At 47.7% G+C, this 19,285-nt stretch carries 20 protein-coding genes; 14 read left to right on the top strand and 6 right to left on the bottom strand.

What is annotated here, in order from left to right:
- Nucleotides 1–25 precede the first annotated feature (25 nt).
- The 7 genes from ligA to bioD all read left to right on the top strand — a co-directional run bounded on the left by ligA (nucleotide 26) and on the right by bioD (nucleotide 7,677).
- Nucleotides 26–2,065: an NAD-dependent DNA ligase LigA gene (gene ligA, locus FTT64_RS12950; RefSeq protein WP_168396983.1), complete on the top strand. Its 2,040-nt coding sequence runs from the start codon at nucleotides 26–28 to the stop codon at nucleotides 2,063–2,065.
- A gap of 346 nt (nucleotides 2,066–2,411) precedes the next feature.
- Nucleotides 2,412–2,876, top strand: a complete 465-nt coding sequence (gene bfr / locus FTT64_RS12955) for a bacterioferritin (RefSeq protein WP_005175934.1) — start codon at nucleotides 2,412–2,414, stop codon at nucleotides 2,874–2,876.
- A 123-nt stretch (nucleotides 2,877–2,999) separates the two neighbouring features.
- Nucleotides 3,000–3,719 carry an alpha/beta fold hydrolase gene (locus tag FTT64_RS12960; protein WP_180182468.1) on the top strand — a complete coding sequence of 240 codons (720 nt, stop codon included), beginning with the start codon at nucleotides 3,000–3,002 and terminating at the stop codon, nucleotides 3,717–3,719.
- A 97-nt stretch (nucleotides 3,720–3,816) separates the two neighbouring features.
- A complete protein-coding gene (gene bioA / locus FTT64_RS12965) occupies nucleotides 3,817–5,100 on the top strand; it encodes an adenosylmethionine--8-amino-7-oxononanoate transaminase (RefSeq protein ID WP_016659862.1) in 1,284 nt (427 codons plus the stop codon).
- On the top strand, nucleotides 5,097–6,251 hold the full coding sequence (locus FTT64_RS12970; protein WP_168414485.1) for an 8-amino-7-oxononanoate synthase: 1,155 nt from the start codon (nucleotides 5,097–5,099) through the stop codon (nucleotides 6,249–6,251). Before bioA ends, FTT64_RS12970 begins: the two co-directional genes overlap by 4 nt.
- A gap of 14 nt (nucleotides 6,252–6,265) precedes the next feature.
- A complete protein-coding gene (bioC, locus tag FTT64_RS12975; RefSeq protein WP_228278727.1) occupies nucleotides 6,266–7,036 on the top strand; it encodes a malonyl-ACP O-methyltransferase BioC in 771 nt (256 codons plus the stop codon).
- On the top strand, nucleotides 7,036–7,677 hold the full coding sequence (bioD, locus tag FTT64_RS12980) for a dethiobiotin synthase (RefSeq protein WP_005175948.1): 642 nt from the start codon (nucleotides 7,036–7,038) through the stop codon (nucleotides 7,675–7,677). Before bioC ends, bioD begins: the two co-directional genes overlap by 1 nt.
- Before the next feature lie 49 nt (nucleotides 7,678–7,726).
- Here bioD and rluB read toward each other — a convergent pair whose 3' ends face one another.
- The 6 genes from rluB to FTT64_RS13010 all read right to left on the bottom strand — a co-directional run bounded on the left by rluB (nucleotide 7,727) and on the right by FTT64_RS13010 (nucleotide 12,137).
- Nucleotides 7,727–8,767: a 23S rRNA pseudouridine(2605) synthase RluB gene (rluB, locus tag FTT64_RS12985; protein ID WP_005175954.1), complete on the bottom strand. Its 1,041-nt coding sequence runs from the start codon at nucleotides 8,765–8,767 to the stop codon at nucleotides 7,727–7,729.
- 41 nt (nucleotides 8,768–8,808) lie between these two features.
- Nucleotides 8,809–9,375, bottom strand: a complete 567-nt coding sequence (gene scpB, locus FTT64_RS12990) for an SMC-Scp complex subunit ScpB (RefSeq protein WP_370459243.1) — start codon at nucleotides 9,373–9,375, stop codon at nucleotides 8,809–8,811.
- A 20-nt stretch (nucleotides 9,376–9,395) separates the two neighbouring features.
- Nucleotides 9,396–10,190, bottom strand: coding sequence for a ScpA family protein (locus tag FTT64_RS12995; protein WP_016659867.1), 795 nt, complete (start codon nucleotides 10,188–10,190; stop codon nucleotides 9,396–9,398).
- A gap of 268 nt (nucleotides 10,191–10,458) precedes the next feature.
- Nucleotides 10,459–10,740 (bottom strand): hypothetical protein, encoded by a 282-nt coding sequence (locus FTT64_RS13000; RefSeq protein WP_160241554.1) that lies wholly within the window; start codon nucleotides 10,738–10,740, stop codon nucleotides 10,459–10,461.
- A gap of 32 nt (nucleotides 10,741–10,772) precedes the next feature.
- Nucleotides 10,773–11,390 carry an L-threonylcarbamoyladenylate synthase gene (locus FTT64_RS13005; RefSeq protein ID WP_180057499.1) on the bottom strand — a complete coding sequence of 206 codons (618 nt, stop codon included), beginning with the start codon at nucleotides 11,388–11,390 and terminating at the stop codon, nucleotides 10,773–10,775.
- Between the two features lie 84 nt (nucleotides 11,391–11,474).
- Nucleotides 11,475–12,137 (bottom strand): elongation factor P hydroxylase, encoded by a 663-nt coding sequence (locus FTT64_RS13010; RefSeq protein WP_180057496.1) that lies wholly within the window; start codon nucleotides 12,135–12,137, stop codon nucleotides 11,475–11,477.
- A 97-nt stretch (nucleotides 12,138–12,234) separates the two neighbouring features.
- Here FTT64_RS13010 and FTT64_RS13015 point away from each other — a divergent pair, with 97 nt between their 5' ends.
- The 7 genes from FTT64_RS13015 to FTT64_RS13045 all read left to right on the top strand — a co-directional run.
- Nucleotides 12,235–12,792, top strand: coding sequence for a DUF177 domain-containing protein (locus tag FTT64_RS13015; protein ID WP_005175975.1), 558 nt, complete (start codon nucleotides 12,235–12,237; stop codon nucleotides 12,790–12,792).
- Nucleotides 12,793–12,868: 76 nt separating this feature from the next.
- A complete protein-coding gene (gene rpmF, locus FTT64_RS13020; protein ID WP_005175977.1) occupies nucleotides 12,869–13,054 on the top strand; it encodes a 50S ribosomal protein L32 in 186 nt (61 codons plus the stop codon).
- A gap of 192 nt (nucleotides 13,055–13,246) precedes the next feature.
- Nucleotides 13,247–14,224 (top strand): ACP S-malonyltransferase, encoded by a 978-nt coding sequence (gene fabD, locus FTT64_RS13025; RefSeq protein ID WP_180057494.1) that lies wholly within the window; start codon nucleotides 13,247–13,249, stop codon nucleotides 14,222–14,224.
- Entirely contained in the window at nucleotides 14,221–14,955 is a 735-nt protein-coding gene (gene fabG, locus FTT64_RS13030) for a 3-oxoacyl-ACP reductase FabG (RefSeq protein WP_045796367.1), read from the top strand. Before fabD ends, fabG begins: the two co-directional genes overlap by 4 nt.
- Before the next feature lie 83 nt (nucleotides 14,956–15,038).
- The gene (acpP, locus tag FTT64_RS13035) at nucleotides 15,039–15,275 is read left to right on the top strand and encodes an acyl carrier protein (RefSeq protein ID WP_001279871.1); all 237 of its coding nucleotides are present in this window, start codon (nucleotides 15,039–15,041) and stop codon (nucleotides 15,273–15,275) included.
- Nucleotides 15,276–15,472: 197 nt separating this feature from the next.
- Entirely contained in the window at nucleotides 15,473–15,949 is a 477-nt protein-coding gene (lysM, locus tag FTT64_RS13040; protein ID WP_005175989.1) for a peptidoglycan-binding protein LysM, read from the top strand.
- 437 nt (nucleotides 15,950–16,386) lie between these two features.
- Nucleotides 16,387–19,285 (top strand): BapA prefix-like domain-containing protein (locus FTT64_RS13045; protein WP_180182467.1); only part of this gene is annotated, 2,899 nt, incomplete at its 3' end.

Consider the following 19,285-nt stretch of genomic DNA (forward strand, 5'->3'; position numbering starts at 1 on the left):
CACCGCCCTTTTTTATGGTGAACATATGACTCAACATGCAGATGTGGTGGCGCAAATGCGCCAATTGATCCAGATTTTAGCCCAGCATAATCATGCCTATTATGTCTTGGATCAGCCCGTTATTGCAGACAGTGAGTATGATCAGCTGTTTCATCAACTTAAAGCCTTAGAACAACAATATCCCGATCTGATTCAGGCCGATACCCCAACCAATAAAGTCGGTGGACAGCCTTTAAGCAAATTTGAAAGCGTCACCCATGCGGTACCAATGCTGTCTCTGGGCAACGTATTTAACCAGGATGAACTGTTTGCCTTTGCCCGCCGCGCCGAAGAGCGTTTACGCAACCAGACCATTCAATATGATGTCGAGCTGAAATTTGATGGGCTGGCGATTTCCTTGTGGTATGCCAATGGCGTGCTGGTGCGCGGCGTGACCCGCGGCGATGGCGAAACCGGTGAAGATATTACTCACAATGTTAAAACCATTCGCAACCTGCCGAAAATCTTATCTTCAGCGGAGTACAGCATTCCGGAGTTTCTGGAAGTGCGCGGTGAAGTGCTGATGCCCAAATCGGGTTTTGAAAAACTCAATGCCGCTAATCTGGCCAAAGGCGAAAAGACCTTTGCCAATCCGCGTAATGCTGCGGCCGGCAGCTTGCGCCAGCTGGATCCGAAAATTGCGGCCTCACGTCCACTGGCGTTTTATGCCTATGGCATTGCCCAGTGCGTGCCGCATCATGGCCTGAACACCATGTCCGAAAGCCTGGACTGGTTACATCAGCTTGGTTTTGCTGTGGGTGAGCGTCATTTTGTTTGTGACAGCATTCAGGCCGTGCAAGAAGTCTATGAGCAGATCAATCAGGAACGCTCGCAGCTGAGTGTTGAAATTGACGGCATGGTAATTAAAGTCAATGACCTGAAACAGCAGCAGCAGCTTGGCTTTTTAAGCCGCGAACCGCGCTGGGCCACTGCTTATAAATTCCCGGCAGTCGGCGCGCTGACAACAGTTGAAAATATTCATTGGCAGGTGGGCCGTACCGGTACTTTGACCCCGGTGGCGCGCCTGAATCCGGTGGCAGTGGGTGGGGTGACGGTATCTAATGTCACCTTGCACAATATTGGTGAAATCCATCGTCTAGATGTGCGGATTGGCGATACGGTCAGTGTCTATCGCAGCGGTGATGTGATTCCGAAAGTTGAAAAAGTCTGGCCGGAATTTCGTCCGGCGGAGGCTGAAACCGTACAGCTACCTGCCTGCTGTCCGGTGTGTGATTCGCCGGTGGTGATGCCGGAAGGCGAAGCGTTGGCACGCTGTTCCGGTGGCCTGTACTGTGCAGCGCAGCGGATTGAGGCCATCCGTCACTTTGTTTCGCGTAAGGCCATGGATATTGAAGGTCTGGGTGATCGCTGGGTAGAATCATTACTGCATCTGAATCTGCTCAAGGATGTTTCGGACATTTACCATCTGCATGAACATCGTGAGGCCTTGCTCAAGATTGAAAAAATGGGCGAGAAGTCGGTACAAAACCTGCTCGATGCAATTGAACGCAGTAAAAAAACCACGCTGGGCGCCTTTATTTATGCCTTGGGGATTCGAGGTGTCGGCGAAACCACCGCGCGGATGCTGGCCAATACCTTCCAGACGCTGGATGCCTTACGTGTTGCCAATCTGGAGGCGCTCAAGAAAACCCCGGATGTCGGCGATATTACCGCAGAATGGATTCTGGACTTTTTCCAGGCACCGCATAACCTGGAAGTGCTGGACCGTTTACTGGCGGCCGGTATTCACTGGGATGCACCGCTGGCGCCGACCCGTCAGCCGTTAAATGGTGAAAGCTGGGTCATTACCGGTACTTTAAGCAAAATGGGCCGTGATGAAGCCACTCAAATGCTACAGGCGCTCGGCGCCCGGGTAAGTGGCAGTGTCTCCAGTAAAACCAAATGTCTGGTGGCGGGCGAAAAAGCCGGTTCCAAACTGGAGAAGGCGGAAAAACTTGGTATTCCGGTCATGAATGAAGATCAGTTTCTGAGCCTGATGGCTGAATATGGCCAGCCCCAGGGCTAACAGAACAGCAGGCAACCGCTCTCTAGATTGAGTGGTTGCTGCCTGAATCTGGTGATAGGTCAAAACAGAGAAAGCACAGCAGTAAAATCGTAAAAACCGCAGAAATAAGAACCGTTTTTGATAGTTACAAAATTCTAAATTTGCCGCTTTGTGTGTTTGGGTTGCAGAAAAGTGAGACAAATGTGCGCAAGCAATTCTTTTTTATGTGGAAAAGTTTGAATCCGGAACCGTAAATGCACATGCTTCTCATTTTAATTATATAAAAATCATATATTTACACAAATTATCTTTTGCAACTTGGCTTGGCTTTCGCCATAATGAGCGTATTCGTAAGGGAGTAATGAAAATGCGTGGCAATCCAGAAGTCGTAGACTATTTAAATATGTTGATCGGTGGCGAACTGGCTGCTCGTGATCAATACCTGATTCACTCGCGTATGTATGAAGATTGGGGCCTGAGCAAGATTTATGAACGCATCGACCATGAGATGCAGGAAGAATCACAACACGCTGATGCCTTGATTCGCCGGGTCTTGTTCCTTGAAGGCACTCCGAATATGCAGCGTGATGATATTGACGTTGGTACCGACGTGCTGTCCTGCTTAAAAGCCGATTTAAAGCTGGAATATGAGGTGCGTGAAAAACTGGCCCAAGGCGTCAAGCTGGCAGAAGACAAGGGCGATTACATCACCCGTGACATGCTGCGTCAGCAAATGTCAGATACCGAAGAAGACCATACTTACTGGCTGGAAAAACAGTTGCGTTTAATTGAACTCATTGGTTTGCAGAACTACATTCAATCGCAAATGTAAGCCCAACCCAACATTGACCCGGCACTGGCCGGGTTTTTTATGGCCGAGATTTGGCGATTTTAATGCAGTGCAGGCGTCGCTATTTTTACTATACTGCGACTAGATGGAAACAAGGACAGCACAATGCAGCAGCGTATACTTTTGATCACCGGATGGGGCGGAGGAACCGGCCTGTTACAGCCTTTACAACATAGCCTGATGCAACACGGCCTTCAGGTCGATGTCCTGAATATTTTTAATGCCGCGGATCCGGTAAAATTTCAGCAGCAACTGGAACGGGCCAAAGGCTATAGCGTGCTGATGGGCTGGTCTCTGGGTGGGCAGCTGGCAACCTTACTGGCCGATGCACTGGCGCAATCCGGACAGGCGCCGCAAGCGCTCATTACTTTGGCTTCGAATCCGTGTTTTGTTGCGCAAGACGCGTGGCCCCACGGGATGGTTCCCGAGACTTTTCAGCAGTTTAAACAGGGCTTTGCCAAAGATGCGGCCGCGACCTTAAAACGTTTTGGTTATCTGGTCTGTCAGGGTAGTGCCCAGAGCCGGCAGGATTTACAGAAATTACAAAGTTTAATCCAGCCGCAATCTCTAACCTTGTTAAAACAGGGATTAGCTTTGCTGGAACAGCTTAATCTGGTGACCATCTTAAAAAATTATCCGGCTCCACAATATCATTTGCTGGCACATGAAGATCAGCTGGTTCCTTGCCAAGTTGCAGAAGATTTACAGAATTTAGCTGCAACAAATCTTCAGGTGGAAGTGATTTCTGGCTCGCATGGCATCCCGTTGTTTGAAACAGATGTGGTTACACAGAAAATTATTGACTATTTAAAGCAACTCTCCTGACCCTTCAGCGGAAATGATAATTCCCGCAATTTCTTTTTCTGTGTGGCGGGAGTAAGATCGAGCTCATGCAGATTTTAAACCAGACAGGGAGTCCGGGATGACCGATTTATTTGACCAGCAACATCTTTGGCATCCTTATACTTCCATGACCCAGCCGCTGCCGACCTTCAAGGTAAAGCGGGCTTATGGTGCGACCATTGAACTCGCAGATGGCCGCTGTCTGATTGATGGCATGTCATCGTGGTGGTGTGCTATTCATGGCTATAACCATCCTGAACTGAATCAGGCTGTGACCGACCAGTTACAGCAGATGTCACATATCATGTTTGGCGGTCTGACCCATGATCCGGCCATTGAGCTGGGCAAATTACTGCTGCAAATTACTCCACCGAGTCTGGATAAGATTTTCTATGCCGATTCCGGTTCCGTGGCGGTTGAAGTCGCGTTAAAAATGGCGGTGCAGTACTGGACTGCGCAAGGCCAGCCACAAAAAACCAATTTTATTACTCCGCGTTCCGGCTACCATGGCGATACCTGGAATGCGATGTCGGTCTGCGATCCGGTCACTGGCATGCATCAGATTTTTGGTTCAAGTCTGCCGAATCGCTTATTTGTACAGGCACCACAAACCCGCTTTGATGAAGACTGGAACCCAGATGATATTGCCGATCTGGAACAGGCTTTGGCCCAGCATCAGCATACCTTGGCCGCACTGATTCTAGAGCCGATTGTACAGGGCGCGGGCGGTATGCGCTTTTATCATCCTGAATATTTGCGTCAGGCCAAGCGTTTATGCGAGCAGTATGGTCTGCTGCTGATTTTTGATGAAATTGCCACCGGCTTTGGTCGTACCGGCAAGTTATTTGCTTGGGAACATGCCGGAGTCGAGCCGGATATCATGTGTATTGGCAAAGGACTGACGGGTGGTTATATGACCCTGTCGGCAACTTTAACCAGCAAGCAGGTGGCAGACACCATCAGTCAGGGGGAAGCTGGCGTGTTTATGCATGGCCCGACTTTTATGGCCAATCCGCTGGCTTGTGCGGTGGCACTGAAAAGTACTCAAGTCTTGCTGGCACAGGACTGGCAGGCCAAGATTCAGCAGATTGAACAGCAATTGAAACAGGCTTTAACGCCACTGGCTCAGCTGAGTCATGTACAGGATGTGCGGGTGCTGGGCGCAATTGGGGTGGTTGAACTGACTACGCCAGTCGATATGCAAAGCCTGCAGCAGCAGTTTGTACAGCGGGGCATTTGGGTGAGGCCATTTGGCAAACTGGTTTATGTGATGCCGCCGTATGTGATTTCAGCAGATGAACTGCACTACTTGCTGACCCAGTTGACCGAGGTGGTTCGCCAGATGCAGGAGAATGCCGCATGAGTTTGCTCGACCATTATGCCCAGCAGCTGGAACAGTTAAAACGCACTGCCAATTTGCGCCAGTTTCAGTCCAATCTGCAACATGGCCGCATGATTCAGATTCACGGGCAGCGCATGCTGAATCTGTCCAGTAATGATTATCTGGGGCTGGCCAGCGATGTCAGCTTGCGTGAAGAATTTTTTGACTTAACCCCCGCAGCCGAGCGCCGTATGAGCGCCTCATCGTCGCGTTTGCTGACCGGGAACTTCCCGGAATATGAGCAGCTGGAAACGAGTCTGAGTCAGGCCTTTGGCCGTGCCGCCTTGCTGTTTAACAGTGGCTACCATATGAATATCGGGATTTTACCGGCACTGGCCGACAGTAAAACCCTGATTCTGGCTGACAAGCTGGTCCATGCCAGCATGATTGATGGTATCCGTTTATCTTCTGCCAAGGCGGTGCGCTACCGGCATAATGATCTGGCGCATCTGGCCCGGCTGCTGGAACAGTATCATGACGATGCGCAAATTGAACGGATTATAGTCGTGACCGAATCCATTTTTAGTATGGATGGTGATGAAACCGATCTGGCGGCACTGGTGCAGTTAAAGCAGCGTTATCCGAAAGTGATGCTGTATGTTGATGAAGCACATGCCATTGGCGTACGTGGAGAGCGGGGGCTGGGCTGTGCAGAGCAGTATGCGGTGCTGGAGCAGATTGATTTTCTGGTGGGGACTTTTGGCAAGACCTTGGCATCAGTCGGTGGATATCTGATTAGCCATCCGTTGATCCGTGACTATTTAATTAACCGCATGCGCCCGTTGATTTTCAGTACCGCGCAGCCGCCGCTGAATATGGCCTGGACCCGGTTTATGTTCCAGAAGATGTTGCAGATGCAAGCCCAGCGCCAGCATTTACAGCAGATCAGCCAGGAATTAAAAGTGCAGGTTGAAGCCAAAGGCTATGCCTGTCCATCGACCTCACAGATTGTGCCGGTAATTCTGGGCGAATCGGAAAAAGCCGTACAAAAGGCACAGCAGCTACAGCAGGCTGGGTTTTATATCATGCCGGTACGTCCGCCGACCGTACCGCAAAACAGTTCACGGCTGCGGATTTGCCTGACCGCGCAGATTCAGTCCAGTGAGCTGGCGCAATGCGTGGCGCTGTTATGATGGACAAGTCAGCGATGTCTGTAAATAAATCGCAAGTGGCACGGCGTTTTGCCCAGGCGCATCACAGCTATTTGCAGCATGCGGTGATTCAGCAGCAGATTTGCCAGCAACTGGTTCGGCTGATGCAGTCACATCTAACCAGTCGAAAACTGGGACGGGTGTTTGAAATTGGCTGTGGTACGGGGGCTTTAACCCGTGCGCTGGAGCAGCACTTTCAGGTGCAGCAGTTGCTGCTCAATGACCTGTATCCAGAAGTCCAGCAGCAACCGTTTTCTACTTCCCGAACCGAATGGTGGATTGGCGATGCCGAGCAGATTGCTTTTCCAGAACAGCTGGATGTGCTGATTTCGAGTTCAGCCTTGCAATGGATGCAGAATCTGCAGCAGCTGTTTGCCAAAATCGCCCATGCTTTAAAGCCTTCGGGTTATTTATGTTTTTCTAGTTTTGGTCCGGACAATCTCAAGGAAATTAAAGCCCTGACCGGGCAGGGGCTGGATTATTTCAGCCTGCCGGAACTGCGCCGCTGTCTGGAGTCACAAGGCTTCGAAATTGTGTATTTGTCTGAAACTGTCAAAACCCTGGCTTTTGAACATCCACGTCAGGTATTGCAGCATTTAAAAGCCACCGGGGTCACGGGTACCGCTTCCGGGCACCGCTGGACCAAACACAGTTTGCAGCAGTTTTATCAGGCCTATCGGCAGTTTTCCCGGCTGAATGTGGCCGGCCAGCAGGAATATCTGCTCAGTTATCATCCGATTTATTGTATTGCACGGAGCACAGGCTAATGGCACAGATCTATTTTGTCAGTGGAATTGATACCGGAATTGGCAAAACCTATACCACCGGTTATCTGGCCAAGGTCTGGAGTGCTGAAGGGCAGCGAACCATTACCCAAAAGCTGATTCAGACTGGCAATACTGATATTTCGGAAGATATCCAGCAACATCGGGAGATGATGGGCTGTGGCTGGTTGCCTGAAGATGACAGCAAACTGACCATGCCCGAAATTTTCACTTATCCAGCATCGCCGCATCTGGCCACCAAAATTGATGGCCGTGAGATTGATTTCAATAACATCCGCCAGGCGACAGAGCAACTGGCAGCGCGTTTTGATGTGGTACTACTGGAAGGCGCTGGTGGCCTGATGGTGCCGCTCACCACGGAAATGTTAACGATTGATTATATTGCCGAGCAGCAGTATCCGGTGATTCTGGTCAGTTCAGGACGTCTGGGTAGCATTAACCATACCTTATTAAGTCTGGAAGCGTTGATGGCGCGAGGGCTGTCGCTGTATGCGCTGGCCTATAACCTGAAAGATGAATCACAAGATCCGCTGATTTCTAAAGATACCGCTGAGTATTTAAAAACCTATTTGGCTCGGCATTTTCCAGAGGCAAAATGGATTGAGATTCCAGTTTTGGATTAAAACTGTGATAAAAAAAGCCACTCAATTGAGTGGCTTTTTGCTAGGCAGCTTAAAACTTTCTAAAGCTTTTGTTGCCAAATGGTTTGCGTGGCGCATGTTCATCACGCTCTTGACGGCCAAAGCTGTTGCCATTTGGGTTATCACGGCGGGCAAAGTGTGTGCCATTCTGGTTTTCACGACGTTCACGATTGCCAAAGTTATCATCACGCGGGCCGCGGGTTGAAGACGTTGGCGCTGCTTCATTGTCACGGCGCTGCTGACGCAAGAAACCACCGCGACGCGCTGCCATCGGTTTTTCCTGCATACGTTCATTACGGCGTTTAGCCATACCGTACAGACCGGTTCCCTGACGTGGTTTCAGCTCAACCGCTTTGGTCAGGTTGTCGATGTCATTCTTGTCCAGTTCCATCCAGCGGCCAGTACGCAGTTCACGTGGCAGAATCACGGTACCATAACGGGTACGTAGCAGGCGGCTAACTTTTAAGCCCTGAGATTCGAAAATACGACGTACTTCGCGGTTACGACCTTCTTTTACCACCACCTGATACCAGCGGTTGATACCATCACCACCAATTTCAGAGAAGGATTCAAACTTGGCCGGGCCATCATCCAGTACCACACCACGCAGCATGTTGTTACGGATTTGTGGCGTGACTTCACCCATTACACGGACCGCATATTCACGCTCAATTTCATTGGATGGATGCATCAGGCGGTTTGCCAGTTCGCCATCATTGGTGAACAGTAACAGACCGGTCGAGTTGATATCCAGACGGCCGACCATGACCCAGCGATCATTGGCGATTGATGGTAAATGATCAAATACGGTCGGGCGTTGTTCCGGATCGTTACGTGAACAGATTTCACCTTCCGGTTTGTAGTAAATCAGCACACGGCGACGGATTTCATCTTCAATCTGGAAGCTGACTTTACGACCATCGATACGAAGCTCATCGCCTGGTTCAATACGCTCACCCACCTGGGCCACTTGGCCATTGACACTTACACGACCAGCGGCAATGACTTCTTCCATATAACGGCGAGAACCCAAACCAACGCGTGCCAGTACCTTTTGCAATTTTTCACTCATGACAGCATAACCTTAGAAATTATCATCAACAGTTCACCTATTCACGATCTCGGTGCCTGGGCATCGAGGTGCATGAAAGCTTCCTTGGCATCCTGCAGGGGAGGCAATTGACCGACAGAGGTCAGGCCAAATGCATTTAAAAATTGTGGCGTTGTGACTAACAACGCGGGTCTTCCAGGGAGTTCCCGGAAACCGGATTCCTTAATCCAGTTCCAGTCAAACAACGTTCTGAGAATCTGACTGTTGTTTGATACTCCGCGAATCTGTTCAATATCTGCTCGGGTCACCGGTTGATGGTAAGCAATCACAGCCAGTGTTTCGAGTAAAGACGGGGATAAACGGGTTGGTCGTTCCGGCCAGGCCTGTGCAATCAGGGTACGATATTTGGCCCGTACCTGAAAACGGAAACCTTGCGCAGTTTCAACCAGTTCAATAGACCGGCCATGTTGCAGCATGGCCAGTTGTTGTAAAAAGACTTTTAATTCTGCCTTACTATAGCGTGCCTGAAATGCTTCTTTCAGACGTGCCAGCGATACCGGTGCATCACTGGCAAAAATAATGGCTTCTAGCTGCATCAGCACTTCATGATGCTGTTCATCACTGGACATGTTAAGGGTTTGCTCTGACATTAGGCCTGTGCTCCCTGAATGGCCAGCGGTGCTTCGACACCACTGGCAACAATTGCCACTTTTTGCTGGCGGGTCAGTTCCAGAATCGCCATAAACGTTACCACCATGCCCATACGGCCCTGACTCGGCTTGAGCAGCTCGGCAAACGCTAGCACTTCACCGCTTTGCAGCTTTGCTTCAATATAGGCAATCCGTTCTTCCAGTAACACCGGTTCCTGCTGAATTTGGTGAATCACCGGTTCAGGGCGATTAAATACACAAAATAGCGCATCACGTAACAGGCTGGCCTCATGACCCTCATTACTATACGCCACTTGGCCCAGGCTGACATGGGTATTAAAGGTATCACGCTCTAACACCGGCATTTGCCCCAGACGTTCAGCCGCCTGTTTAATACGTAAATAATTTTCCAGCCGGTCAATCAGTTCCTGCTTCGGATCTTTTTCCAGCTCGCTGATGGCTTTGGGTTTCGGCAGCAGCAAACGCGATTTTAAATCGGCCAGCAGGGCAGCCATCACCATATAATCTGCGGTCAGCTCAATATTCAGGGATTTCATCGCATCCATATAAGCCAAATACTGAGAGGCAATCGGTGCGATATCAACCTGTAGCAGGTCAAAGCCGTTTTTTTGAATCAGGTAAATCAGAAAGTCGAGCGGGCCTTCGAAATGCTCTAACAGAATTTCAAATGCTGCAGGAGGAATATATAAATCCTCAGGAATCGTCTCTTGCCACTCATCCAAAACGCGGATGTGCGGGACTTGGTCCATAGCAGGATGCACAGATTGATTCATTACAGTTTTAGGCCACGCGAATTTTCAAAGGCATGAAAAGAGCTTTACATTCGATCTCACATCGAAAAGAAAGCATGGGGTTAATTGCGCGTAGTTTAATGGAAATTGACCATGAAATAAATTACCCAAATGACTAAAAGCGAAAAAAAGCAAAAGTAGATGGCAATTCTGCAGCGAAAAAGCAGGAAAAATCACGTTCAATACAGTAGAAGATATGGCCTAAAAGCGCATACAGATAAGGGTTTTAGCAAGAAAAACTCACCTCAGATCAAACACGTGATAAAGCGGACTGCTCAAGCTGTTCCAGCAGTTGCTGACACATTTCACGGCTGCACAGGTTTTGGTGGCCTAATCTTAAGGACAGGATATAGGCCTCTTCAACACTCGACAGCAGATGATACACCTGCTGTCCGATAGAGAGCACGGCAGCCGGGTTGGGTATTGCATCCAGCAGTAGAACCTCAGCTTCCAGAGACCAGGGTTGGGTCGCATAGATTAGCTGGCTTTTTGGAAACTCGCGCAGATTCAGCAACAGATAAAATAAATCCATACCGTTTCCTCCTGAGGTGGCGCTGAGCGCCGTTATTCAAACGCACTCACATCACCAATACCACGACGGATAATTTCCGGCTGGTCACCAGATAAATCGACAATACTGGTGGTGGCTAAAGTCCCCAGGCCACTATTAATAAACACATCAATTCGTTTACCAAGCTGCATTTCAATATCATAAGGATCATCCAGTGGATCATCCTGCCCCGGTAAAATCAGGGTGGAGGTCAAGAGCGGTTCATCCAGCTCTTTCAGTAACATTTGGCAAACCGGATTGCTCGGAATACGCAGGCCAATGGTTTTCTTTTTCGGGTGCATCAGACGGCGCGGCACTTCACTGGTGGCCGGTAAAATAAAAGTGGTTACTGCCGGGGTATTGTTTTTTAGCAGGCGATACATGGCATTATCGACCTTGGCATAAGTGGCAATATCGGACAGGTCACAACATAAAATTGCATATTGATGTTTAGGGCCAAGACCACGAATCTGGGCAATCCGTTCCATAGCCGCTTTATTCCCGATCTGGCAGCCAATGGCATAGGCTGCATCGGTAGGATAGACCACCACATCGCCGGCACGAATCCGTTCTACTGCCTGACTAATTAAACGGGGCTGAGGATTTTCAGGATGAACTCTTAAATGCAGCATATTCTTTTCTCCTGATCTGATGATGATTCGCTTTTCAGACCATTGTACAAAGCTCTGTGTATCCAGAGCGTTGATTTATGTAATTTAATCAAGCATTTCTCTTGCAAATTCATCGCTATGTAAGCTTTTGCCATGCCGGGTACATAAACAGATACAGTCAATAAAGCGTTTGGCATCGCGTGGCAGTTTGGCTTCACCACGAAAATAACGCTGTACCTGGGCATAAACATTGTCTTTAAAGCAGGCACCATCGCCGCCTTCACCGGTCAGGTTATCTAAAGAAACCCGGAATTTGCGTCCAAATGCAGTGGCAAACATCCATTCAATCGCTTGCGGCCTGATTTCGACCTGCTCAAACAGGGCCTGCTGCTCAGCCGTGCGGCCATCCGGAGCATACCAGTAGCCTAAATCGGGCTGTTTACGGCGTTCCTCACCGGCAATGGTCCAGTGACTGATTTCATGCAGGGCACTGTTAAAGAAACCATGCGCAAACTGGATGCGGGCAGGGGTGTCTGCGGTGGCGGGAAAATACTCCGGTTCAAAATCACCACGCACCAGGTTGACATTGTGGTGGGAAAACCAGTGATTAAAGTGTAAGATGAGCCAATCGACGTATTCTGATTCTGTTGATAATTTCAACCAGTCCGAGAGTTGCACTTGGTCAGGTGAAATGTCAGAATCGAGCGTTGAAAGTGTGCTAACGAGTGATGAAACATTCACTTCTGTTTGCGGCTGCAACAGATGCATGACTTAATTTACCCAATTGGTCTGTCTAAATAAGTACAAAATTGTATCTTAATCTTTGACAGAGTACTGATGAATTTGTAGAATTGCCGCCTTAATTATGTCAGCAAATACCTTTCCGGCACAGATTGAGCCGTTTAAATGGGCTGAACAGGGCTTTACATGGTCAGGTACCCTGCCATTGTCTCGCTTTGCTCGTATTGCTCGTGAAGCTGTTGGATCAATTGATGATCAATTGATTAACATAGACTGTAAGCTATCAATGGATGCCTATCATCGCATTGCATGGCTAGATGGTCACGTTGAAACACAAGTTCCAATGGAATGCCAGCGCTGTCTGGATACTGTGGAAATTGACCTTGTTTTAGACTTCCATTTAGCGCTTGTAGATGATGAGTCACTGATAGAGCGCTTGGATGAGGATGCTGATTTCATTGTTCTGGGTGAAAGTGAAGCAACCAGCAAAGGTGATTATGATTCACCGGCGACGGCTGATTTACTCGCACTTATAGAAGATGAACTGTTATTGTTGCTGCCTTTGTCGCCTAAGCATGACGCTTGCGAACACAAGCATCAACCTGCCGTTCAGAACGATGTCGAAGAAAAACGGGATAATCCGTTTGATGTTTTGGCAAGTTTGAAGGGTAAACTTAACTAAAAATTATGTTATAATTTTGCGTTAAGACAACTGAATTTGTTCTGATCCATTTTTTCGATCTTTGTAAGGAGCCATCATGGCCGTTCAGCAAAACCGTAAAAGTCGCTCTCGCCGTGACATGCGCCGTTCACATGACGCTTTAACCGAGAATGCATTAACTGTAGACCAAGCTACTGGTGAAACTCATCGTCGTCACCACGTATCTAAAGATGGTATCTACCGTGGTCGTCAATTATTCGCTAAAGCAGCTGATGCTGAATAATTGTTGACAAGCATTAAGCGTCAAGCTTAGTGGAAAAAATGGGAGCGTAAGCTCCCTTTTTTTGTTGTTTTTCGCAATTACTTCACCCGAAAAATAGTGTTAAATTTTCGCACCAACGATCAGCTTACATAAAAAAGAACTGTTGAAGGGGCGTACCCTGTTTAAAACAGCTCTACACGAAAGGATTTTTATATGTCTGCTACACGATTCGAGCAAGCGACAAAAACTGCATTTGTGTTTCCTGGACAAGGTTCACAAAAAGTCGGCATGCTGGCAGAACTTGCAGAACAGTTTGCTGGTGTGCGTGAAACTTTTGCGGAAGCATCGGCCGCAATCGGTTTTGATTTATGGCACATTGCGCAAAGTGGTGAAGGTTTAGATCAAACAGAATTTACCCAGCCGGTTTTATTGACCGCCAGTATTGCATTGTGGCGTGTCTGGCTGGAGCTGGGTGGTGTAGCACCCAAATATCTGGCTGGCCACTCTCTGGGCGAATACAGCGCGCTGGTAGCGGCTGGTGCGTTATCACTGGGTGATGCCGTGAAGCTGGTCAATCTGCGTGGCAAACTCATGCAGTCGGCTGTGCCACAAGGCCAGGGCGCTATGGCGGCCATTTTGGGTCTGGGAGATGCCAAAGTGATTGAACTGTGTGCGCAAGCTACCGCACAAGGCACCGGTTCAGTTGAAGCAGCCAACTACAATGCCCAAGGTCAGGTGGTAGTTGCTGGTGATAAAGCAGCGGTAGATGCAGTCATCGCACTAGCCAAAGAAAATTCAGCCAAAGCTATTGCGCTTCCGGTGTCAGTGCCATCGCACTGTTCACTGATGAAACCGGCTGCAGAACAGTTCGCACAAGCTTTGGAACAAACTGCCATTGAGCTACCAAGCATTCCTGTAATACAAAATGTGGGCGCAGCTGTAGCAACTGATGTTGCTCAATTGCGTCAGGCTTTGACTGCTCAATTGTATCAGTCTGTGCAATGGACAAACACCATGCAGTACCTGCAAGACCAGGGCATTCAGTACATTGTTGAATGTGGTCCAGGGAATGTATTGGCGAACCTTGCAAAACGCTTACCTCACATAGAAAAAGCATTCCCGATTGACAACAATAGTCGTCTGGAGGATGCCTTAAATGCCATTTTAGTGGCTGAAGGGAAAATTGCATGACACAAGAACGCAAAGTCGCATTGGTGACAGGTGCAAGCCGAGGGATTGGTGCAGCCATCGCTCAGCAGCTTATTCAAGACGGTTATTTTGTGGTTGGGACAGCAACTTCTGAAGCAGGTGCAGAAAAACTGAGCACAGGCTTTGGTGAACAGGGTGCGGGTAAAGTCCTGGATGTTCGTAATGGCGAGGCAATTGATGCGCTCATTTCGGACATCGAACAAAACTATGGTCCGGTACTGGTCTTGGTGAACAACGCTGGTATTACCAAAGATAATTTGTTACTGCGTATGTCTGAAGATGACTGGGATGATATCCTCAACATCCATCTGAAAGCCGTTTACCGTTTGTCTAAACGTGTACTGAAAGGCATGACCAAAGCGCGTTTCGGTCGCATTATTAATATTAGTTCAGTGGTGGCACACTTTGCCAATCCGGGACAGGCCAACTACTCTGCGGCCAAAGCAGGGATTGAGGCATTTAGCCGCAGCCTGGCCAAGGAAATGGGCAGCCGTCAAATTACAGTCAACTCTGTTGCACCCGGTTTTATTGCAACAGAAATGACCGAACAGTTAAGTGAAGAAATTCGCAAAAAAATGAGTGAGCAAGTGGCATTAAACCGTTTAGGTGATCCACAAGATATCGCCAATGCAGTGAGTTTCTTGGCTTCTGACAAAGCAAGTTACATCACTGGTACAGTGTTACATGTAAATGGTGGTTTATACATGAATTAAGCTCATGTATAAACTTTCAAAAACTTATAGATTCAATTAAACTAACGGCATTAAAAACGCCACAAGCAATGAGGAGAATTCCTGTGAGCGATATCGAACAACGCGTTAAACAAGCGGTTGCTGAACAACTTGGTCTTAAAGCTGAAGAGATTAAAAACGAAGCATCTTTCATGGATGACTTAGGTGCAGACTCTCTGGACCTGGTTGAACTTGTAATGTCTTTCGAAAATGATTTCGACATCACAATTCCTGATGAAGATTCAAACGAAATTACAACTGTTCAATCTGCAATTGACTATGTGACTAAAAAACTTGGTTAATTAAAGATTTTTAGCAGATGCTAAGAAAAGCCACCCTTTTGGGTGGTTTTTTTATGGCCGGCCGAAATTACATAAGCTTACTTTTATCTAACCAAGCGCAACGCTCTCCTGTGTATTTTTTCGTTATAAAAAGAAAGCACGCAATTCCAAATGATTGATAAAAATCAATTGCATCAAATAAAAGCTGGAGAATAACAATGGGACTTTTTGATTTTGTAAAAGGTATTGGTAAGAAAAACACTGCCCCGGCAGAGCAACAACCGGCTGCACCAGCGGCCCCAGCAGAACCGTCTGCACAGGAAATGGCCAATAAATTATTAGGACATATTAAATCTTTAGGCTTACCAATTACGGGCCTTTCTGTGAACTACAATGGCAAGACCGATTTAGCCACGATTAAAGGGCAGGTACAAAGCCAGGCTGATCGTGAAAAAATTGTACTGGCGGTGGGAAATATTGATCATGTCGCGCAAGTGGATGATCAGATGACTGTGGCAACACCTGAACCAGAAAGTAAATTCTATACAGTTAAATCAGGCGATACCCTGTCTAAAATCTCAAAAGAATTTTATGGTGATGCCAATCAGTACAATAAAATCTTTGAAGCCAACCGTCCTTTGTTAAAAGATGCGGATGATATTTTCCCTGGACAGGTGTTACGTATTCCGGCTTAAAGATTCAGAATTTTTATAAAAAGACGCGTATCGCGTCTTTTTTGTTTTTTAATAATCTTCAAATACTTAAAAAGAATTAATGTAACTTTTTTTATTTATATTTATCTTGTTTGTAATTGTGTGTATTTGCTGTGTAATTTTCAACATTTTCAATACAATAAGTTAATTTATGTGATGTGATTAAAATAAATAAATAAAAGTAATGATAATTTTGCATTTGTTTGATTTAATTGATAATTATATCTCATTTTAAAAAAATAATTAAAACAAATGCTTATCACATTCTAAATTTTAGTTTTTAAATCCGAGTATTTTGATAAGAAATATTAATCAGTATGTTCTGAGTATAAACTCGATAAAAATGCCAACTCTTGCTAAGAAGAATAATTTCAAAACCTAACTTTACATAAAGATACGATCATAAAAAGGAAGAGGGTATGCCAAATATAGCGGTTACTTCGAAAGAGACACAGCAGTTATTGCTGTCTGCTGATACGAATACGGTTACTTTATCTGAAAACTCTGTTGTCAAGATTGATACAGCAATTGAGGATGTGGCGAGTATTACTCGAGAGGGAAATGCAGCAATAGTGAACCTGAAAAATGGCGAAAAGGTAGTGATCGAAAGCTATTTTGATGACCCATTAGATAGCCATCATATTGTTTTTGATAATGGAGAGCAGCTGTATTGGGCAGAGTTCGCAAATGCTGCTGGCGAGATCCTTCCTACAATTAAATATCATTTTATCGAAACGATTAGTCCACTGTTATACGCTGATACACTTGCTGCCCTGATGCCTTGGGTCACTGGAGCTGTAGCTGCAGGAGCGACTATTGCTGCGGTAGGTTCAGATTCTGATAGTGCATCATCAAATACACCAGTAGATTCTACAGCTGCAGAACAATTAGTGATTGCAGCAGAAGAGGCTCAACAGGCTGCAGAAGATCTATTAAATCAGGCGCAAGAAGATGGCTTGATTACCTCAGAAGAGCAAGCGCAGCTTCAAGATGCGGCAGATGCAGCAGCAGAAGCCAAAGATACTGCGCAAGATGCAGTCACAGCCTTGCCTGAAAGTGCAGATAAAGAAGAGTTGCAAGATCGTCTCGATGCCATCAATGATCCAATCACAGTACCGCCAGTGAATGATGCAGATGGTAACGGTATCGATGACGCATTCGAAGCAGCGGAAGCCCTGGTGACTGATGCTGAAAATGCACACCAGGCAGCAGAAGATGTAATTGCAGGTGCTCAAGAAGATGGCCTGATCAGCCCAGCAGAACAGCAAGCGATTCAAGATGCGGTGGATGCAGCAACTGAAGCTGAACAAACGGCACAAGACGCTGTGACTGCGTTACCAGAAAGTACAGACAAAGATGGTCTGCAAGATCGTCTGGATGCCTTGACGGATCTTGAAGTTCCAGCGGTGAATGACCAAGACGGCAATGGGATTGATGATGCGGTTGAGCAGGCAGTTGCAGATGCAGAAGCGGCGGTAGCAGCAGCGGAAGCGGCTTATGCCGAGGCCGAGCAAGCGATTGCCGATGCAGATACAGATGGCAATGGTCTCATCACACCAGCAGAGCAGGCAGTTGCCCAGGCTGCGATTGATGAAGCTGCCGAACTAAAAGCCATCGCACAAAATGCAGTAAATGCCTTACCGGCAGAAGTACAAGCTGAGAAAGACGGGCTACAAGAACGCGTAGATGCCTTGACTGAATTGCTTGCCCCTGTGGTCACGGATGCAGATGGTGATGGTGTAATTGATGACTTAAACGGATTAATTGCCAGTGCAGAAGCTGCAGTAGCAGCAGCGGAAACGGCTTATGCCGAGGCCGAGCAAGCGATTGCTGATGCAGATACAGATGGCAATGGTCTCATCACACCAGCAGAGCAGGCAGTTGCCCAGGCTGCGATTGATGAAGCTGCCGAACTAAAAGCCATCGCACAAAATGCAGTAAATGCCTTACCGGCAGAAGTACAAGTTGAGAAAGACGGGTTACAAGGTCGACTAGATGACTTGATCCCATTAACTGCACCAGCAGTCACGGATGCAGATGGTAACGGTATCGATGATGCATTCGAAGCAGCGGAAGCCCTGGTGACTGATGCTGAAAATGCACACCAGGCAGCAGAAGATGTAATTGCAGGTGCTCAAGAAGATGGCCTGATCAGCCCAGCAGAACAGCAAGCGATTCAAGATGCGGTGGATGCAGCAACTGAAGCTGAACAAACGGCACAAGACGCTGTGACTGCGTTACCAGAAAGTACAGACAAAGATGGTCTGCAAGATCGTCTGGATGCCTTGACGGATCTTGAAGTTCCAGCGGTGAATGACCAAGACGGCAATGGTATTGACGATGCAACGGACAGCTTAATCGCGGATGCAGAAGCGGCGGTGGCTGCAGCGGAATCAGCTTATGCCGAAGCCGAGCAAGCGATTGCTGATGCGGATACAGATGGTAATGGTCTCATCACACCAGCAGAGCAGGCAGTTGCCCAGGCTGCGATTGATGAAGCTGCCGAACTAAAAGCCATCGCACAAAATGCAGTAAATGCGTTACCGGCAGAAGTACAAGTTGAGAAAGACGGGCTACAAGAACGCGTAGATGCCTTGACTGAATTGCTTGCCCCTGTGGTCACAGATGCAGATGGTGATGGTGTAATTGATGACTTAAACGGATTAATTGCCAGTGCAGAAGCGGCGGTGGCTGCAGCGGAAGCAGCGTATACAGCGGCAGAGCAAGCCCTTGCCGATGCACTTTCAGATGAAGCTGTCACACAAGACGAAGTTGATGCCTTAACGGCAGCACGTGATGCAGCGCAAGAGGCTAAAGCTGATGCACAAGCAGCAGTAGATGGCATTGTTGCGGATTATCCAGTGCAAGCAACAGGCTTCCAAGATCGTTTGGATGCGTTGACGGATATCGAGATTCCAGCGGTGAATGATGCCAATGAGAATGGCATTCCAGATGATATTCAAGATGTAGCCGATTTGGTTACAGCAGCGGAAGCAGCGTATACAGCGGCAGAGCAAGCCCTTGCCGATGCACTTTCAGATGAAGCTGTCACACAAGACGAAGTTGATGCCTTAACGGCAGCACGTGATGCAGCGCAAGAGGCTAAAGCTGATGCACAAGCAGCAGTAGATGGCATTGTTGCGGATTATCCAGTGCAAGCAGCAGGCTTCCAAGATCGTTTGGATGCGTTGACAGATATCGAGATCCCTGCGGTGAACGATGCCAATGAGAATGGCATTCCAGATGAACTTCAGGCGATTGCTGACCTGGTACAAGATGCAGAGCAAGCCTATACCGCTGCAGACACAGCGCTTGCAG

This window comes from Acinetobacter sp. Q186-3 (assembly GCF_013420655.1).
GTDB classification, from domain to species: Bacteria; Pseudomonadota; Gammaproteobacteria; order Pseudomonadales; family Moraxellaceae; genus Acinetobacter; species Acinetobacter indicus.

Bases quoted from the DNA above. Each gene is read 5' to 3' on its own strand.
- ligA (WP_168396983.1), top strand. From the start codon at position 26: ATGACTCAACATGCAGATGTGGTGGCGCAAATGCGCCAATTGATCCAG.
- bfr (WP_005175934.1), top strand. From the start codon at position 2,412: ATGCGTGGCAATCCAGAAGTCGTAGACTATTTAAATATGTTGATCGGT.
- FTT64_RS12960 (WP_180182468.1), top strand. From the start codon at position 3,000: ATGCAGCAGCGTATACTTTTGATCACCGGATGGGGCGGAGGAACCGGC.
- bioA (WP_016659862.1), top strand. From the start codon at position 3,817: ATGACCGATTTATTTGACCAGCAACATCTTTGGCATCCTTATACTTCC.
- FTT64_RS12970 (WP_168414485.1), top strand. From the start codon at position 5,097: ATGAGTTTGCTCGACCATTATGCCCAGCAGCTGGAACAGTTAAAACGC.
- bioC (WP_228278727.1), top strand. From the start codon at position 6,266: ATGTCTGTAAATAAATCGCAAGTGGCACGGCGTTTTGCCCAGGCGCAT.
- bioD (WP_005175948.1), top strand. From the start codon at position 7,036: ATGGCACAGATCTATTTTGTCAGTGGAATTGATACCGGAATTGGCAAA.
- rluB (WP_005175954.1), bottom strand. From the start codon at position 8,767: ATGAGTGAAAAATTGCAAAAGGTACTGGCACGCGTTGGTTTGGGTTCT.
- scpB (WP_370459243.1), bottom strand. From the start codon at position 9,375: ATGTCCAGTGATGAACAGCATCATGAAGTGCTGATGCAGCTAGAAGCC.
- FTT64_RS12995 (WP_016659867.1), bottom strand. From the start codon at position 10,190: ATGAATCAATCTGTGCATCCTGCTATGGACCAAGTCCCGCACATCCGC.
- FTT64_RS13000 (WP_160241554.1), bottom strand. From the start codon at position 10,740: ATGGATTTATTTTATCTGTTGCTGAATCTGCGCGAGTTTCCAAAAAGC.
- FTT64_RS13005 (WP_180057499.1), bottom strand. From the start codon at position 11,390: ATGCTGCATTTAAGAGTTCATCCTGAAAATCCTCAGCCCCGTTTAATT.
- FTT64_RS13010 (WP_180057496.1), bottom strand. From the start codon at position 12,137: ATGCATCTGTTGCAGCCGCAAACAGAAGTGAATGTTTCATCACTCGTT.
- FTT64_RS13015 (WP_005175975.1), top strand. From the start codon at position 12,235: ATGTCAGCAAATACCTTTCCGGCACAGATTGAGCCGTTTAAATGGGCT.
- rpmF (WP_005175977.1), top strand. From the start codon at position 12,869: ATGGCCGTTCAGCAAAACCGTAAAAGTCGCTCTCGCCGTGACATGCGC.
- fabD (WP_180057494.1), top strand. From the start codon at position 13,247: ATGTCTGCTACACGATTCGAGCAAGCGACAAAAACTGCATTTGTGTTT.
- fabG (WP_045796367.1), top strand. From the start codon at position 14,221: ATGACACAAGAACGCAAAGTCGCATTGGTGACAGGTGCAAGCCGAGGG.
- lysM (WP_005175989.1), top strand. From the start codon at position 15,473: ATGGGACTTTTTGATTTTGTAAAAGGTATTGGTAAGAAAAACACTGCC.